Here is a 17,595-nt window from a genome sequence, read left to right as displayed (position 1 = left end):
AAAACAGACCGTGACTATGCACAGCCTGTGTCTGCCTTTTATAATGCTTTTTTATGAAGAACGTCATTGTCACTCTCATCGCCGACATACCGGTTGCTTCCTGCTCCCATCCCCACAATAAAAAGAAGAACGCCAGCCACTGCCAGGACAGAAATCGGAAGGGTCCAGCTATGGGTTTTGTCATGCAAATAGCCAAACAGGGCCGGTCCAATTGCAGCGAGCAAGTACCCGATTGATTGCGCCATGCCTGAAAGCTCTGCCGCCTGATGGGCGTTTTTGGTCCGGAGCACAAAGAACATGGTTGCCAGTCCGAATCCCGAACCGATGCCGATTCCAATCAAGATGACATACAGCGGAGCGAGCCAGGTCAGGCCGCTTAGAATACCGGCATAGCCCAACAGTAAAAAGAGTACGGTGAACGCGACCAGTTTTCGCTGATCGGCACTCCTGCCTGCCAGCACCGGGACAAAGAACGTTGGAAGCAGGCTCGCAAACTGTGTCAGTGACAGCAGCCAGCCGGCTTTTGAAGGATTGACTCCCTGCTGGTGCAGGATGGCCGGAAGCCAGGTGATAATTGAATAAAAAACGGTGGACTGCAGCCCCATGAACAGGGTCACCTTCCAGGCAAGCCCTGAACCCCACATGGAAGTGCCGGTCACAGCGGACGATGGAACATGTTTTTTCCTCAGCTGAGGCAGCCAAACCAGAATGGAAACGAGTGAGATGAGCACCCAGCACACAAGCGCAAAACGCCAGCCAAAGCCCAATCCTTTTGAAATGGGAATACTGACCCCGGAAGCAACGGCTGCCCACATGTTCATCGAAACTGAATACGTTCCTGTCATCAATCCTACCTTGTTCGGAAACTCGCGTTTAATTAAGCTCGGAAGCAGCACGTTGCACACCGCAATCGCCACCCCAAGCAATACCGTACCGCCAAACAATCCGGATGCGAGAGGAACCGAACGCAATAAAATACCTGCCCCAAGCAGCAGCAAGGCGCCAAACAGCGTGTGCTCCAGGCCGAATCTGCGCGCCATTTTAGGAGCGAGCGGCGAGATCAGCGCAAAAGCGAGAAGCGGCACTGTCGTCAGCATGCCCGCGAGCGTGTTGGACATTCCTGTATTCTCCCTGATCATCTCAATGAGCGGTCCCACACAGGTTAATGGCGCCCTGAGATTGGCGCCCGCAAAGATAATACCTAAAATCAACAGCCAGCCACCCGGCTTGGAAACGGACAGCATACGGGCGGGTTGAGTCTCTTTCATCGTTTTTCCTCCAATAAGAAAAGGCCCGGCTCCTCAAATCCAAATGGGGGGCCGTGGCACAATGTCATTAATCTATTTACCAGACACTTAAGTATTTGCACAAAAGAATCCTGCATTAAGTATAACAGAAATTCAAATCCTTTAAAGGGATAAAGGATTTAAACATTTGTTTAACCACAAAACAGCCGCCCTTTTCGTACTGACGAGAGGCGGCTGCTTTTCTTCAATATACTTTTTGCTTTTTTATAATTGTATAATCCTTATCTACCAGCCACACCTGATGAACACGGAGATTGGGATCGGCTTCCGTGCTGAAATGATTAAGACTTACCGCAAAGAACCGTTCCACTTGTTCATTAAACGCCTCATTTTTCGACCGGATGATAAAGAACGTTTCCTTTTTTGCAAGAACCGCCTGGGTATCCAAAACCGAATGGTACCGTGCCAGGTCACCATACGTATCGGACATGGATATACGAAACTCGTCTTCTATATCCCGCTTGATCTTGCTTTTCGCGTCTCTCTCCAGCTGTTTTGACTTCACCGTCTCGATTGTCGCACCAACCGGGGAAGTCTCATTTTCTTCATATTTTGCAAAAAGCAGCTGATTAACTTTTAACCCTGTGCACAGACCTGCCGCGATGATAAACGCCATAAAAAAGAACAATCCCCGTTTCATACATCCCCTCCATTCTGGCTGCTCAAATCTCTTAATACAGCCTATGTCAGGGTGAAGGAAATTAGTAGTGGAATCTAGTAAAATTTTAAGTTTCTAGCAACAGATGATGACTACTTACGAAGCATTAACTCTAATGATTGCATTTGCAACGTTAATCGTAATAATCGTCTCCAACACAAAAAAGTAACCACCCTGTCCGCTAAGACAACTTGAGGTGGTTACTTTTGCAAAAATCGAGCCACCGCGCTATTGCGGGTAACTGGAGAACTCTGATGTTCCAGCATCAGGGTTCTTTTCATAGCATGTCATTTCTATACTCATTATATAATTTATTTATGTTTGTTACAAGGAAGGCTTCACCGCTTCTCCAAAAAAGGATTCCTCCATTCCATCAGTGCAGCGCAATTCCTGGATTCTTCATCCTCCAGGTAGTTTTCCACAACCTTAACAGGGACGCGGCCGCAGCTCATGAGAAACGTGATGACCGGATCATGAAACTCTCCCTTCACAATCGATTGGAGTTAAGTTTCGAATCACAGCAGAAACGGGCGTTTTATGATCTAGCACATAGAATTCTTTCCGGTTTATGTTGTTACTACTTTTGATGGGTTAATTTTAAATGAAATGAGTTTTATAGCTTCTTCCAACTTTGCTTCTGTTTCTTCATACGTGTCCATTTGAGCAATAATAAATCCAAGCCGGTGAGAAGCATTGGCAGGTATATGGACTTCATTGCCAGGTTTTGTGGTTAGGTGTATGTACTTAATGCCCTCTAGTTTTTCAACTTGTGAAACACCATTTACTTCATTAATGAATCCACTTTGGTCCGCGACTATAAAATGAATCCCCGCAAAACCGGAAGAGGTCATTAACGGCACGGAGAATTTCCCCAGCATCGCTTTTGTATGCAGCTCCATGAGATCTACATTTTTTACACGACGAATCAACTCAGGAATCATTCCACCTGCAGGACGCGCATTAATTTCAACGATGATACATCCCTTTTCAGTCACCTTGACTTCTGTATGAGTAACTCCCATTACAAATCTGACGGCTTTTAACGCAGAAGCAACAGTATTCTCCAGTTCTCCTTGAACCATTGATGATAAACCAGCGGGAAAAATATGCTCATACTCTACAAAGTAAGGACTTCCCTTTACTCTTTTCTCCGTTATACCAATACATTGAGAATTGCCTTCCCATGTATACATTTCCACGCTATATTCCTGACCTTCCAAATACTCTTCAACTAAAACTGCTCTTGCAGTGTTCTGGCCTCTGGGATTGGTCTTTATTCGCAAAATTCTTTGTGCCTGGGCTTTTACTTCTTCAATTGTCTGGCACAGGCGCACATGGTTAGATCCACTTTCATCCACTGGCTTCACTACACATGGAAAGCAGATTTCATTTGCAGCGGCTTCTATTTCATCCAATGATTTCAAAATCTTAAACCATGGCTGCAGAATATCGGCTTCTTTTAGAATCAACCGTGTCCGGTGCTTATACCTGCAATTCATCATGGCTTCAGGAGAATTTCCGGGCAGCCCCAAACCTTCAATAAGTTCAGATACAATGGTTAGATAATATTCGCTGGTGGTCATAATACCGGCAATTTCATCAATAGAGAACGAATCATGTATGATATTTTGTAACTCTGATACCGAATTCGTATTGCACTGTATGATTTCACAATCGATTTGTGCTAAGCCTTCATAAATCTTTGGATTACGCGTTAGAAAAACAGGTGTGTAATTCCATAATCCAGCTTTTTTTAATAAGATCATTCCAGTACCTGTAGTATTTGATTCAACAAAAAGAAGTTTCTTTTTCAAAATCAGTAGCTCCTCCCCATGATGGGCTCCCTAATATGAACATGGCCTTGACAAGAAGAAGTATTCCATGAATGATAAACCATCACCTCTTTAGAGTGTTTAGAGAGCTTTTCCCTTGCTGCCGCCAGTTTTTGGTGAAATTGATAGTCGCTATTGGACAGCAGGATGCCAATACATGTGCCGCTGTGCGCAATGGCTATACCCAGGCCCTTTACTTCCTCACAGATCGCCAAGACATGGTTTAACGTCCTCTTAGGTCGGATTTTTTGATGCATCATTGCGCTGATAGTGGATACTCTCCCGATCGCTTCCTCATTCCCGCTCTCGATTGCTATGGTTAAATCCTTTAAAAGTTCTTCATAATAAACCTTGTCCACGGACGAAAAGTTTTTTGGTATTCTATTAAACTCAACCGTATCCACAATTCCTCCTTCATCAATTCCTACAATACTCAAAGGGGGTAACTGTCCAATAAACTTACATAGCTCTACTTCTCTATGATAAAAAGAGACGACACCCTCATACATAACACCATCTGTAGGTTCGATTTCTGCCAAAAAGGATTGTGCCGTTTCTAAAGGGATATGAATTTGGAAACAATCAGAGATAGCCCTGATCACCGCGACAAGATCCGCAGAAGAACTGGCGAATCCTTTTCCAATTGGTAAATTGGAGTGTATATATAAATGCCCGCCAGCCGGCAGATTATAGTGCCTTAAAATGTTGTTTGCTAAATTAAGAGACTTCAATTTGTTAGAGGGATATATAGCCAGGGAATCAACTGTTGGAATACACGTAAAAGCAGCGTGAGAAAACTTGGCAATCGGCAACGTCACGAGAAAGTCTTTATCGTTATCATTACGGACCCCCTGCAGAAGCTCCCCAAACGTACCAAAAGCAGAGCCCTGGCCATATTGCAGCCCTTCAGCCAGCTTTTTTTGACCTGATTGTACAATCAAATTCTGCACTTCCTCTCCCCCGATAAGTATCAATTTCCATGGTTAGAAAGATGAACCATTGATCAAGTGATACCTGCTAACCAGTTCATTCCATGAAAGAATCGCGGCTTGCTCAGGAAATGACGATGTGGGAGCGCATACCGCGCATTCATATCCATTACCAATAGTGTACCGTCGAAAGTGCCATGGCTCCGTCAACGTATTCGATTCAAATACGATTTTTTCTTCATTTATCTTAAAAGCAAAAGAATCGAGAGGAATTGATAATCCGCGTCCATCTGCTTTTATGTAACTTTCCTTCAATGTCCATAACCTATAAAAGAAAAGAGTCTTTTGATTTTCGGTTTGCTTTTGCAGCTGCTCCTGCTCAATAATTGAAAAAAAGCTTTCTGCTATATTTGTGTCGATAGGAGATACTTCTTCAATATCGATACCTACAGGCCATTCACCGAACGCTCCAACAACCCAATGACCTGAATGGCTTACATTAAACTGTAAATTCGGGAAGGTACTAAAAAAGGGCTTTCCGTACTTCGTTCTTTTGAACACTATATCCTTATCTTCCATTTTCCATTTGTCCTTGGCATAGGTTTGAATAAGCAGTTCACTAAATAAGGAACGCAACCGGTCTTCTAAAAACCGGTAACTGCTGATGATCTGTCTTCTCTCTAAACTGACTAGCGGACTCAAACAGTCACAGACTTTTTGATCTGCTCCATTTATATTCAGTGCGATTATGTCCATTGGCTAACTCCTGTAAAGTGGGGTTATGATCCCTTAAAGTGCGGAACATCAATTTCTCAATCTGTCTTTTTTGGTGGCGGATGAAAAAATGCCCGCCCTCAAACATTTCAAAAGTTGCAGATCCAGTAGTAACTTCTCTCCAGGAACTGAGGCTTTCTGTCCCAACCGCTTTATCCTTATTTCCACTTAAAACTGAAATGGAACAGTCCAACTTCTCCCTGTCAGTAAATTGGTAGGTTGCATTAAGTTTGAAATCAGCTCTAAGCATAGGCTCATAGAAATCAAAAATAATTGGATCTTCAATAATTTCCTTAGGCGTACCTCCTAAATCTGTCAATCGCTGGATAAATGTTTTTTGGGGTAAATCATAAATATCGGGTCCCGTCTCATTAACCTGCGGAGCCGCTCTTCCTGAAACAAAAAGATGTACAGGTGATATCCCATATTTCTTTTTAAGCTCACATGCTGCTTCATAAGCAATGACCGCCCCCATACTATGCCCAAATAAAGCAAATGGGGTGTCGAGGTACTCCAATAGAGCTTCAGTAATCTTAGGAATCATATCTTCCATAGATGAAATGGGCGGCTCTTTATATCGGGACTCTCTGCCAGGAAGCTGGGCCGCATACAGCTCAATATCTTGGCCAAGTGCCCAATCCCGATAGATTGAACTGCCCCCGCCGGCATATGGAAAGCAAAAAACCTTTATTTTCGGTGAAAGCCGTGGCTCACGGCACCAAAACCAGGATTCCTGATCGTTCATAATGATCCCCCCAGATTTAAATACCTTTACTTAAAAAAACAAGCCGTTCTATTTCTTTAAATCCATTCTTTTTATAAAATTCCTCGGCAGGTATTCCCCGATCCGTAAGAAGTGAAATATTGGTGATGGGGCTTGAACTAATTTCTTTCGATAACTGATTTAAGAGCGCCTTACCAATCCCTTTATTCTGCAGATCCGCCCTAACACACATTTCATTAATAAAAAATTCATCACCGCTCCACCATACTCTGTGAACACCAAAGATAAATCCTAAAATCTCGTCCCTTTCCACAGCTAATATTCCTTTAAATCCCGGAGTACAGCTGAAATCAAGCAGATATTGCTTTGCATTATCCAATGTCCACTCATCGTTCCAAGGTTCCTGGTTGAAAACATCCATGAATGTTTTCGTGCAATTAGGCAAGTCCTTATCTTCAAATAGTTTAAAATTCATGATGATAGCTCCTTCAGTTTTATTAATCATTTGGTCAACATTATTAAAATGCTGTTACAGCAGTGGTGCATAAGACCAGTTTTCCACTACAGTATGTTTTTTGACTTCTACTGGCCGATAGAGAAACTCCGTGGAAGACATTCCATTCATATGCCTGTAATCCGTAGAATAAATAGTTTCTGCATACCGGTCTCCACGATCAGGAAAAATGGCTGCGATCTTCACATCCTGTGACAGCTGGGTACTTATCCAGCGAGCCACCGCATAGACCGATCCGGAAGAATTGCCTGCAAATATCTTCTCGTTTTTGGCAAGGTTAATGGTAGCTGCAAAAGCTTCATGGTCATTAAGCCAATGCACTTCATCGATAAGGGAAAAGTCCACATTACCTGCAACTAAAGAATTACCTATTCCTCCTTGGAGCCGTGCAGGACGATCCGGTTGTCCAAAAATCACACTCCCTGTTGCATCTACCGCAATCACTTTGCAAGCGGGATTATACCTTTTCAATTCACGGGCTGTTCCAGAAATGGAGCCGCCACTGCCTACAGCAGCAACTAAGACGTCTACCTGTCCCAGTTCATCTATCAGTTCATGAGCCAATTCAGTATACGCTTCAGGATTTGCGGGGTTATCATACTGTCTGAGCCAGTATCCGTCAGGATAACTTTTCAGCAATTCGCGAAGCAGGTCCAACCTTCCCCCTTGCCATCCTTGTTCTCCCATCTTCTCGACAACATGAACCTCGCATCCTAAAGAATGCAATTTGGCCTTAGTAATGGAATCCAATCGAGGATCAGTAACAATGTGGACTGGATGTCCCAATGCTGTACCTACGAGGGCAATTCCGCATGCCATTGTGCCAGAGGAGCTTTCAAAAATTGGCTGCCCCTCCCGCAGCTCACCGGATTCTTTTGCTTTCATAATCGCTTTTTTCGCAACGCGGTCTTTCATACCAAAAGGGTTTTGCATTTCTAATTTCGCAAAAACTCCAGCAGATGACTGTTCATCAAGCTTAAGCTTTACTAAAGGAGTGTTTCCGATCATTTCAATCATGTTCTCATACATGCCCTTTTCCCCCTCAGCTATGTTTAATGGGCCCTTGTTTCGCCCTCAACTAAATTAAGGCTTAAAACGTTCGAAGCACATTCTGAGTACCATTATTTACTTCCATTAGGTTTAATATCAGACGTTGCTGCTCTAAGTAATATTGCTTTTGTTTATGAAGGAGACGCTCTACTTCCATTGGATTAGTAGATCCCAGGGTCTGTTTCTTTAAAAGGCTTTGCTGAACTTCAAATGCCTCCAGGAGGTGTTCTTCTGAAAGAGGAGAAACAAACCCTGCAGCTTCGCATTGTTTATTAAAGCAATCTACATCGATTTCAGTGGGTTTTCGGTTTTGCTGCAGCATACTTACAATATATTTACCCGCGATTACCTGAGCTTGGCGATAAGGAATGGAGGCCCTCAGCGTAAGCATGTTGGCTACAGAAAAACCCCCGTAAAAGTCTTTTGTACACAGTTCATACAGCCGGTCTTCTTTAAACTGAATTCCCTTCATTACCGCAGAGAAGAGTTTTAAGACGCTTTTCATGGACACTGCCAAATGATAAAAGTGAGCCCCTCCCTCTTTAGCTGTTTCTACGAGGTTGGTAAAAGGGGTATTTCGCTGCGAATTTACAATATCGAAATAATAGGAAGTAAGATGAGCAGTCCGTCCGCGGATCCGCTCCAGTACAGGGAAATTCTTCTTCTGAGGCATCGCCGATGAGATACCGGACATTTCATCAGGCAGTGTGAAAAATTGGTATTCACTGCTTCCCCACGTAATTAAATCGGTTACAAACCTGCTGATTGACACTGCTGCATTTGAACATTCTGATGCAATTTTCACCATCCAATCCTTTGAAGCAACACTTACAAGTGCATGCGGACATGGACGACTAAATCCCAGCGTTTCTGCCAGTGCTTCTCTGTCCCACTCCAATTCCATACCGGCCATCGCCCCGGCTCCAAGAGGACACTCATTGATCTCTTCGTACAATCGAAGCAAACGGCCCAGCGTTTTTTGCAGAGTTTCAGTCACTGCCGTAAAGTAAAATCCTATTGTTATAATTTGAGCGGATTGATAATGAGTATATCCCGGCATTGGAACCGACACGTTTTCTTCACAAAGCTGTATGGTGTCTTCCACGAGTAATGCAAATTCAGCTATCATTTCAGCAAGACACCTTCGGGCAAACATTAATTGAGCTGTCGCCTGGACATCATTTCGGCTTCTGTCGACATGCCATTTTACAGCAGGCTGCTGAAGGTGATTTTCGATATATTGTTCTATGGCAAAGCATATGTCTGACATATTGCTCTTTGGATCAGCTTTAATTTCAGCCGGTGTGATTACATTTAGCAAGCCGATTATTTCTTCGCTGACCTCCTCATCCAGCAATCCCATGCGTTTATATTCCTGGGTCATTGCCACTTCAATTTGGATATAAAAGGGCAAAAGGTGCTCCAGCTCATAATCAAATTGAGGCTTTAATATTTCTTCATGCAGTAGTGAGCTGGGTGATGCTAGAATCCTTCCCGTTAATTGTTCTGAGCCTTTATTTTCCTTCATAGGACACCCCACTTGTACCTTCTTCATTATTTAACCGCTGATTTGTTTCTGACTTTCTGTTGATTAGCACTATCGTTATACACTGTTCCAAATAAGTGGTCCCATAAAGTAATGAAGAACCCATAATTACTTCGATACACTTCATGATGCTTCACATGATATTGGCCAATAGCAAGTAATTTCGTAACTCTTCCTTTGATATGAGGATTATGGTCAATCACATTACTGGCAAAAAACACTTCATAAAAATAATGAAAACCCAGTAGTATAAGTCCGGGAACCGGGTCTAAAATCGCAATAACCACAAGAGGCAGAGTCAAAGTGACCCAAACATCAATGGATGCCCGCCAAGAGCCAAACCAGAAGAAAAAGTTTGGCCAAGAGGGGAGGAATGAGCTATCATATTCCACTCGGTGGTGGACTAAATGTATTTTTAATAAGGGATTTTTTTTACTGGGAATATGCGCGATACGGTGAATAAGATATGAATACAAACTCCAAATCAGAAAATAGATCAGCAACTTAGCCAGAAGCATAATTTTTGGCCACCTTATGTTTTAGTTCATCGTTTTTTGGAATTCAAGAAAACTGGAGATGGTCGGATACTTGTAAAGGTCCATTGTGTTGAGCGAATAGCCTCGTTTCTGAAGTTCCTCTGCAAGAATGACCAGTGTAAGTGAATGGCCGCCCAGCTCAAAAAAGTTTTGGTGTATCCCCATATTTTGAATTCCGAGCACACCCGCCCATATTTTTGAAACTTCTTCCTCCTCTTTACTTAGCAGTCTCTCTTCAGTATCGCTGAACTGAATATCCTCTGGAGATGGGAGTTTTAAAAGATCTACTTTTCCTCCGATGGTCACAGGAATTTCTTTCACGGGAATAAACAGATTAGGTACCATATAGTCAGGGAGCTCATCCTTCATGTGTTCAATTAAGGACTGTTTTTCCACATCGGATGTTTTAAGCACATAATAAGCACACAGGGTCACACTGCCATTTTTGTCTACGGGAATAACCACTGACTCCCTGACAGCAGAGTGCTCAAGCAAACGGTTTTCAATCTCACCTAACTCAATCCGGTATCCCCTCAGCTTAATCTGACGATCCTGGCGGCCTAAGAACTCAATATTGCCATCCTCTCTCCAGCTGGCCAGATCACCTGTTTTGTAAAAGGTCTGACCGGTGTCAAAAGCGTTTTCAATAAAGAATTTCTCCGTTAATTCCGGGCGGTTTAGATATCCTCTGGATACACCTCCTCCCCCTATATACATCTCTCCTGGTATACCAACCGGCTGAAGCTGTCCGTCTGGACCTGCAATAATTATGTGAATTCCAGAGCCAGGCTTTCCTATGGGTATCCCCCCCGTATCCTCCGGCTGAATCATATAAGCAGTGGTCATTACCGTTCCTTCTGTAGGTCCATATCCATTAATGAGCTGAAGACCTGGATGCTTGTCCAGTGTGCGTCTGGCTAAAAACGGCGAAATCGTTTCTCCTCCCGTCAAGAGCCGTTCCACTCCCGAAAATACTTTCACCTGACAGGATGCCAGGTGATGAAAGACAGCGGTTGGCAGAGCCGCAGATTTAATACCGTTCTTTTTAATGGTCCGTTCCAGCTCATCAGGTTTAAGCAATATCTCTTTATCGACAATAATGAGGCTGCCACCCTTAAGCAAAGTGCCCCATATTTCAATGGTAGAAATGTCAAAGACAATGGAGGACGCCTGCATCATTGATGTGCGCCTATTAAACGGAAATATTTCTCCCGTACTGTTTACCAGATTTATAATGTTTTGATGACCGATCAGCGTTCCTTTGGGCTTACCTGTAGTGCCTGACGTATATAAGAGATAAGCCAACGGATCTGAAGTGGCGGCTTGCTGGTTATAGGTAAATGGTTCGCCTTTCCATTTTTGTGAATCCCGAACCTGTATTACAGGCACTTCCAGATGCAAGGGTATGTGAGTGTTTTGATCAACCAGCATTAATTTCGATCCGCTATCTTTTAAGATGAACATCATTCTTTCTTCCGGATAGTCCGGATCTACAGGCACATATGCAGCTCCTGTTTTTAGTACTGCTAGAATAGAGAGAATATAATGGATTCCCCGATTCATACATACCGCTACAAAGTCTCCAGATTGAATGCTGCCCTGCTTCATGATTTCTGACGCGAACTGATCAGACAACAGATCAAGCTCTCTATATGTCATCTCCATTCCGTTATGAAGCAAAGCCGTTTTATGAGGATCAGCCAGTGCCTGAGCATGGAACAGCTCTGGTATGGTCAGCCTCTCCACAGGCCTATCCTCGAATGAATTAAACTGATGCCGAATTCGCTGTTCTTCTTCAGGGGAACAAATGGATACATCTCTAATCGCCATTGCAGGATTGTTAACTGTTGCTATCAGTACGTGCTGAAAATGCTCCTTCAGGCGGTTCATGGTCTCTTGATTATACTTACCTGCCGCATAATCAAACTGTATATGAAGTTGTTCCTTGGTCCTTCTGAATCGAAGGTGAATGCCCTTTGTCCGGCTGGTTTGCGGGAGCGGGGCATGCAGCCCATCCATCGAGACAACAATCCGGTTTGTATCATGCAGTTCATTCTCTAATTCAAGTTCTGACGCCAAGGGGTTCAAAGAAAAATCCTGGAAGGCATAAATAACTTCCATTTTTTCTTTGACAGCCATGACCCAATCTTTGAAAATAGTTGCTGGATTGACTTCCGCACGAACCGGAAGAAGCTGGTCCTCAACTTGCTTTTCGTCTTTTTGCGGGGAAGCCACGATCAGTTGCTGTTGTCCTGAGTATTTATAGAGACAAACATGGAACACAGACAACAGGTAGCAATACCATAAAAAATCCGATTCTTTACAGTACCGTGATAAGTGTTCATACGTACTTTGGTCGAGGATTGACTCTACTGTCAACATTTCATCTAAATGCGTATTTATTGAATGACCGGCTTTCGGCAGGAGAACTTGATCAGGCCAATCTCCCGAGAGTTGCTGTATCCAGAAATTCCTTTTTTTAATAGATTTTTCAGTTAATACAGACATCCTTACCCTCTCCCTCTATCCCTGTTGATTAAAATGTAAATGTTTCAGTTGTATTTATAGTCGGCACAGCCTTCTCTTGTGGATCAAGCTCCAGTTCACCAATCGTCATATTCATCTCGCTGCCTGCCATTATTTCTAACATCCGCTCAAAGTGTACCTGCATTTGACTCACCGTTTCCTTTTTAAACAGGTTGGTGCAATACTCAAAGGTAAAGTACAACCTCCCATTATCCTCTTTGGCAATTAAAATGATATCCAGGATACTTGTGCTTCGAGTGTTCGAATACGGATTAAAATGCAAACCCTCTACTTCAAAGGGAGGAATGTCCATATTTTGAAGAACAAATATCGTATCGAAGAGTGGGTTCCGGTTCGCAGATGGCTTAATTTTCAATTTTGCCAGCAGCTGTTCCAACTGGTAATCCTGATGTTCAAATGCTTGAATGGTGCTTTCGCTAACATCTTTCAAGAATTGATGTACGATTTTATTGGCCATTGGATAATTCCGGAAAGGAAGCGTATTAACAAAAAGTCCAAAAAGATCTTGAAACTCCGCCTGGTTCCGTCCTGCAACCGGAGCCCCAATCACAATGTCCTCTGCCCCTGAATATTTGTGAAGGAGCATGTAGTAAGCCGTCAGCAAAACCATATAAAGTGTTGTGTTCTCCGAAATGGCCAATTCCTTAAGCTTTAACGTCAGCTCCTCAGAAATCATAAAACTGGTGGAATCCCCTACAAACGTTTTCTCCGCTGGCCTGGTGTAATCCAATGGTAAATTCAAAATGGGCAGTCTTCCCTTAAAGGAATTTAGCCAGAATTGCTCTTGCTTGGCCATATAATCAGTAGTATTTAACACCCGCTGCCACATAACATAATCTTTATATTGGTATTTCAACTCATGCAATTGCCCGCCTTGGAATAATGTCATAAATTCATAGGCTAATAAACCAAGTGAGTAGCCATCCGATATACTGTGGTGAATATCAAAAATCAACAGATGTTTCTCTGGCGCCACACGAATCAATCCAATTCGGAATAACGGGCTGCCTGTCATGCTGTAGGGTCTGATAAACTTCTGAATCTGTTCTGGTACCTGTTCCTCTGTACATTCCACGACCTCAATACGGTAATCAAGGGTATCGTGAACTTTAAACATTACTCCTTCGGCCGAGGTACAGTAGGATATTCTTAGAGAATCATGCCGATCGATCAATTGTTGTAAAACCCGGTTCAAATGTTCGATATTCAAGGGGCCGTCTATCCAGTGAAGATCTGTGATATTGTGGCTGGTATCCGGTACCCGTTTTGATTTCTCCAGCACATACATTCTCGTCTGCTGGGAGGTGGCCGGGTAGAGCGCTTTTTTTTCTGCCACCTTTACATCAGGCAGACTTACTTTTTTCTTTTTCATTAAACAAACGGCAAGGGCTTCCACCGTGGGATTAGCAAACAAGTCATTCAATCCCAGTTCCAGGTCAAGTGCTTTTCTCAGCTTGGCAACGGTCAGGGTTGCCTTTAAGGAATGTCCTCCTAAGACAAAAAAGTTATCTGCTGGCTTTACAGCCTCTACACTGAGCACTTCCTGCCAAACCTCTGCTACCAGACGTTCTATGTCATTTTTCCAGCTGACCACCCCTTGATGCAGGGAGGGAACGGCTTGATTTGGAACGGGAAGCTCTTTTCTATTGACTTTGTTGTTCGGTGAAAGCGGCATTTGGTCTAACTGCACATATAGTTCTGGCATCATGAAATCCGGAAGATGCTTTTTAAGGTGAGATCTTACTTCCTCTTCAGCAATAAGTCTTTTAGCTGTATAGTAAGCGCATAATCTTGTATCCTTGCCCACAGTCTTTATGGGTAGAATAAATGTCTCCAATATCTCATCCATGTTGGAGATCTGCTGTTTAATCTCATCAAGTTCTATTCGATATCCCCTGATTTTCACTTGATCATCACGGCGTCCAAGATAAACGATATTTCCATCTTCCTGCCATTTCACCAAATCTCCCGAACGATAGAGTGTGTGCTGGGAGATTGCGGGCACCTTTATAAACTTTTCTTGTGTTAATTCTGGACGATTAGAGTAACCAGCAGATAATCCATCACCACCGACAAATAACTCTCCTGCTACTCCCACCGGAACAGGCTGAAAGGATGAGTCCAGAATATAACAGACTGTGCTGGTAATCGGTTTGCCAAGCGGAATGCTCCCTTTCTCCGATACTCCCACTTTATATACGGTAGAGTACGTGGTGCATTCTGCCGGTCCATAACCATTCATAAGGGTGACAGTAGGATTGTATTGCTGCAGAAGACGCACATGTGATAGCGACATGGCTTCCCCGCCTACAATAATGGTTCCAGTTGGGAAGAAGGTTTCCGGATCCTGATTCACCAAGTGGTTAAACAAGGCCGTCGTTGGAACCATGAAATTAATCTTGTGAGCGGCGAGGAAGGGTTTTAGCCGCTCCGCATCCAAATACAGCTCCTTTTCCACAAGGTACAGCTCTCCCCCATTTAAAAGGGGAGCCCATGTTTCAAATGTAAATACATCAAATCCAAGCGAACAGGTTTGGAGCATTCGTGTTTCTTCATTTAATTCAACATAGCGGGCTTGTTTCACCAGGCGGGAAACTCCGCGGTGTTTGATCATTATGCCTTTGGGACGGCCTGTCGTTCCAGACGTAAAAATAATTACTGCCGTTTCGTCCGGATCACAAACAACTACGGGATTCTTTTTTTCTGAGTGATACAGATTATTATCCAGTAAATCCAGTACCTTAATATGTGGAGGTAATTCCTGTTGAAGTGTTCCATGCATGAGAAGCAAATTACTGCCACTGTCTTCAAGCATATGCTGAATTCTTTGGGCAGGGTAATCCGGTTCAACCGGAACATAAGCAGCACCTGTTTTGGTTACACCAAGCATGCCGACAATTAATTCCAGTGAACGTTCAGCAATAATTCCAACTGCTTTCCCCGGACCAATTCCTTTGGCTTGTAAGGTGTGAGCCAATTGGTTTGCTTTTTCATTAAGCTGTCGATATGTATAAAATTTCTCATGGTAACGAATAGCGGGTTTCTGTGGATGGCGTTCCACTTGTTCTTCGAAGAGCTCGGCAATTGAGGCTTTTGGAAATTCTGTTGGTGCTTGATTAAATCCTGCTAATATATCTTCCTTTTCCTGCTCACCCAGCAGTTCACAGTCATGTAATCTTGTGTCTGGTTCTGCTGCTGCCTGATGAGCCAAAAAGGCAAAATGCCCGGCCAGCCTTTCAGCTGTTTTGGTACTGAAAAGATCTGTATTGTATTCAAGCTTCCCGCTAAGTCCCTTTTCAATCTCTGTAAGCTCGAGCGTAATATCAAACTTTGCTCCACATGAAGGAAGTTCGTGAGGTTGAATGGTCAGTCCGTTGATTTGAGCATCCGCGATGTCCATATTTTGCAAAACGAACATGGTATCAAACATAGGATGCCTGTCAGACGAACGATTTATATCCAGCTTTTCCGCCAGTTGATCCAAGGGAAAATCTTGATTTTCATAAGCAGCCAGTGTAATATCTTTTACTTCACGCAGAAGCTGCCGAAATGTCATTTCTCCCTTAGGCTTCACCCTGATTGCCAATGTGTTTACGAACATGCCGATAACTGCTTCGAGTTGGGCGTCACGGCGTCCCGCAATCGGTGTACCGATCACCATGTCATTTTGGTCAGTGTAGCGATAAAGCAATGTCGTATACAGGCTGAAAAGCACCATATATAATGTGGTATCTTCTTGCCTTGCCATATCTTTGAGGCTTTCAACCACAACTTCCTCCAGGTGAAAACGAATATATTTGCCTACGCCGCTTTTTTGAGCTGGACGCTGATAATCCGTCTGGAGGTTTAAAACAGGAAGTTCATCTTTGAATTGCTCCATCCAATAGGCTTCCTGCTTTCGGAATTCTTCACCATCGGCCAAATCATTCTGCCACATCACAAAATCGATATACTGCACATCAACAGGTGGAAGCTCTGCATTTTCATAAAGCAGAACAACCTCCCGGATAATGTTTTGAATGGATGTTCCATCAGCGATGATATGATGAATGTCAAAAAAGAGATAATAGCTGTCATCCCCAACATCAATGATCTTGCTACGAAACAAAGGTCCTTTTTCCAAATGAAATGGCCTGACCAAATCTTCCAGTAACGTATTCAGCTGATTCCTTTCAGACTTTATCATTTCTAAAGAGAAAGGCACCTCATCCTCAACAATTTGTGAAATGTCACTATTATCAAGATCGATTTCAAAAAATGTCCGCATGGATTCATGGCGCTCTATTAATTTTTGAAAAGCTTGATTTAATTTTTCTATATCGAGCAAACCTTCCATCTTAAACACTGCAGGCAAATTATATGCCGTACTTTCTGGATTGAATTGCTGCTGAATGAATAAGCGCCGCTGAGCGGAAGACGTTTCGTAACGCTGTTTGATTTCCATCACGCATTCTCCTTATTTGAAGAGTGTTTGGGAATTGCTTGATTAATGGAAGAAACCAGTTCCTGCGTGTAAGAATTCAAGAAAAAGTGGTCTCCCTCTATCCACGTTATCGTACACGGGGAAGATACATAGTTATTCCAGGCTGCTGCATCCTCTCTCCGGATCCGATCGCCCAAACCGCAAAAAATGGTAACAGGGCAATCGACTTTTACTGGTTTTGGCTGAAAATGATAGGAAGCCATCCATCCCAAATCAGACTGAAGGACTTTTCTGAAACTTTTAGCCAGATCAGGATGCTTTGCCAATTCTTTTGGGATGCCTCCCTTTAGAATAAAAAACTTGTTCAGCTTATCCCGGATCATCTGGTGAAGCCCATTTTTTTTACTCTTTTCCCTGGGAGCCGGTCTACCTGAAAGGAACAAATGACTCGGCTTTGGATACTTTTTATTCAAAAGCTGATAGTAGACCTCAAAGGCTAGCACTGCACCCATACTGTGGCCAAAAATGGCATACGGCCCCTTATCAGCAAGCGGAATTATTTGCTGAAGCACATCATCCAATGCGTCGGAAAAATTCAAGCTGGGCGGTTCATCAAATCGGGAGCCCCGTCCCGCAAGTTCTACCGGACGAATGTGAATATGGTCTTCCACAAGATTTGTCCATGGCATGTACATGGTGGCGGAAGCACCTGCATAGGGTATACAAAACAATTGGGTTTTAATTAGGCTCACCTC

General features: G+C 43.3%; 14 protein-coding genes and 1 pseudogene. 1 reads left to right on the top strand and 14 read right to left on the bottom strand.

The window, feature by feature from the left end; translation table 11 throughout:
* Positions 1-38: 38 nt before the first annotated feature.
* Positions 39-1,268 (bottom strand): CynX/NimT family MFS transporter, encoded by a 1,230-nt coding sequence (locus QYB97_RS06435; protein WP_301165154.1) that lies wholly within the window; start codon positions 1,266-1,268, stop codon positions 39-41.
* A 223-nt stretch (positions 1,269-1,491) separates the two neighbouring features.
* Entirely contained in the window at positions 1,492-1,947 is a 456-nt protein-coding gene (locus QYB97_RS06430) for a hypothetical protein (RefSeq protein ID WP_301165153.1), read from the bottom strand.
* A 103-nt stretch (positions 1,948-2,050) separates the two neighbouring features.
* Between QYB97_RS06430 and QYB97_RS25170 the strand changes: the two genes are divergently transcribed.
* Positions 2,051-2,134 carry a putative holin-like toxin gene (locus QYB97_RS25170; protein WP_356948168.1) on the top strand — a complete coding sequence of 28 codons (84 nt, stop codon included), beginning with the start codon at positions 2,051-2,053 and terminating at the stop codon, positions 2,132-2,134.
* A gap of 169 nt (positions 2,135-2,303) precedes the next feature.
* Here the strand turns inward: QYB97_RS25170 and QYB97_RS06425 are convergent.
* The 12 genes and pseudogenes from QYB97_RS06425 to QYB97_RS06370 all read right to left on the bottom strand — a co-directional run.
* Positions 2,304-2,468: pseudogene (locus QYB97_RS06425) on the bottom strand (GNAT family N-acetyltransferase); the annotation flags it as partial.
* A 63-nt stretch (positions 2,469-2,531) separates the two neighbouring features.
* Positions 2,532-3,779, bottom strand: a complete 1,248-nt coding sequence (locus QYB97_RS06420) for an ATP-grasp domain-containing protein (protein WP_301165152.1) — start codon at positions 3,777-3,779, stop codon at positions 2,532-2,534.
* 2 nt (positions 3,780-3,781) lie between these two features.
* Complete coding sequence (locus QYB97_RS06415; protein WP_301165151.1) at positions 3,782-4,747, bottom strand: GHMP family kinase ATP-binding protein; 966 nt, start codon at positions 4,745-4,747, stop codon at positions 3,782-3,784.
* Positions 4,748-4,780: 33 nt separating this feature from the next.
* Positions 4,781-5,482 carry a 4'-phosphopantetheinyl transferase family protein gene (locus QYB97_RS06410; protein WP_301165150.1) on the bottom strand — a complete coding sequence of 234 codons (702 nt, stop codon included), beginning with the start codon at positions 5,480-5,482 and terminating at the stop codon, positions 4,781-4,783.
* A complete protein-coding gene (locus QYB97_RS06405) occupies positions 5,433-6,245 on the bottom strand; it encodes a thioesterase II family protein (RefSeq protein WP_301165149.1) in 813 nt (270 codons plus the stop codon). Before QYB97_RS06405 ends, QYB97_RS06410 begins: the two co-directional genes overlap by 50 nt.
* Positions 6,246-6,261: 16 nt before the next feature.
* Complete coding sequence (locus QYB97_RS06400; protein ID WP_301165148.1) at positions 6,262-6,699, bottom strand: GNAT family N-acetyltransferase; 438 nt, start codon at positions 6,697-6,699, stop codon at positions 6,262-6,264.
* A gap of 54 nt (positions 6,700-6,753) precedes the next feature.
* Positions 6,754-7,767, bottom strand: a complete 1,014-nt coding sequence (locus QYB97_RS06395) for a cysteine synthase family protein (protein ID WP_301165147.1) — start codon at positions 7,765-7,767, stop codon at positions 6,754-6,756.
* Positions 7,768-7,828: 61 nt separating this feature from the next.
* The gene (locus QYB97_RS06390) at positions 7,829-9,316 is read right to left on the bottom strand and encodes an argininosuccinate lyase (RefSeq protein WP_301165146.1); all 1,488 of its coding nucleotides are present in this window, start codon (positions 9,314-9,316) and stop codon (positions 7,829-7,831) included.
* Positions 9,317-9,342: 26 nt separating this feature from the next.
* Positions 9,343-9,852 (bottom strand): sterol desaturase family protein, encoded by a 510-nt coding sequence (locus QYB97_RS06385; RefSeq protein ID WP_301165145.1) that lies wholly within the window; start codon positions 9,850-9,852, stop codon positions 9,343-9,345.
* 21 nt (positions 9,853-9,873) lie between these two features.
* The gene (locus QYB97_RS06380; RefSeq protein ID WP_301165144.1) at positions 9,874-12,378 is read right to left on the bottom strand and encodes a non-ribosomal peptide synthetase; all 2,505 of its coding nucleotides are present in this window, start codon (positions 12,376-12,378) and stop codon (positions 9,874-9,876) included.
* Between the two features lie 28 nt (positions 12,379-12,406).
* Positions 12,407-16,861 (bottom strand): amino acid adenylation domain-containing protein, encoded by a 4,455-nt coding sequence (locus QYB97_RS06375; protein ID WP_301165143.1) that lies wholly within the window; start codon positions 16,859-16,861, stop codon positions 12,407-12,409.
* Positions 16,861-17,592 (bottom strand): thioesterase II family protein, encoded by a 732-nt coding sequence (locus tag QYB97_RS06370; protein WP_301165142.1) that lies wholly within the window; start codon positions 17,590-17,592, stop codon positions 16,861-16,863. Before QYB97_RS06370 ends, QYB97_RS06375 begins: the two co-directional genes overlap by 1 nt.
* Positions 17,593-17,595: the final 3 nt, after the last annotated feature.

This window comes from Fictibacillus fluitans, from assembly GCF_030418125.1.
Lineage (GTDB): Bacteria > Bacillota > Bacilli > Bacillales > Fictibacillaceae > Fictibacillus_C > Fictibacillus_C fluitans.
Note: the sequence above shows the minus strand (reverse complement) of the source record. Positions and strands in the feature narration are given on the sequence as shown.

Bases quoted from the DNA above. Each gene is read 5' to 3' on its own strand.
- QYB97_RS06435 (WP_301165154.1), bottom strand. From the start codon at position 1,268: ATGAAAGAGACTCAACCCGCCCGTATGCTGTCCGTTTCCAAGCCGGGT.
- QYB97_RS06430 (WP_301165153.1), bottom strand. From the start codon at position 1,947: ATGAAACGGGGATTGTTCTTTTTTATGGCGTTTATCATCGCGGCAGGT.
- QYB97_RS25170 (WP_356948168.1), top strand. From the start codon at position 2,051: ATGATGACTACTTACGAAGCATTAACTCTAATGATTGCATTTGCAACG.
- QYB97_RS06410 (WP_301165150.1), bottom strand. From the start codon at position 5,482: ATGGACATAATCGCACTGAATATAAATGGAGCAGATCAAAAAGTCTGT.
- QYB97_RS06405 (WP_301165149.1), bottom strand. From the start codon at position 6,245: ATGAACGATCAGGAATCCTGGTTTTGGTGCCGTGAGCCACGGCTTTCA.
- QYB97_RS06400 (WP_301165148.1), bottom strand. From the start codon at position 6,699: ATGAATTTTAAACTATTTGAAGATAAGGACTTGCCTAATTGCACGAAA.
- QYB97_RS06395 (WP_301165147.1), bottom strand. From the start codon at position 7,767: ATGTATGAGAACATGATTGAAATGATCGGAAACACTCCTTTAGTAAAG.
- QYB97_RS06390 (WP_301165146.1), bottom strand. From the start codon at position 9,316: ATGAAGGAAAATAAAGGCTCAGAACAATTAACGGGAAGGATTCTAGCA.
- QYB97_RS06385 (WP_301165145.1), bottom strand. From the start codon at position 9,852: ATGCTTCTGGCTAAGTTGCTGATCTATTTTCTGATTTGGAGTTTGTAT.
- QYB97_RS06380 (WP_301165144.1), bottom strand. From the start codon at position 12,378: ATGTCTGTATTAACTGAAAAATCTATTAAAAAAAGGAATTTCTGGATA.
- QYB97_RS06375 (WP_301165143.1), bottom strand. From the start codon at position 16,861: ATGGAAATCAAACAGCGTTACGAAACGTCTTCCGCTCAGCGGCGCTTA.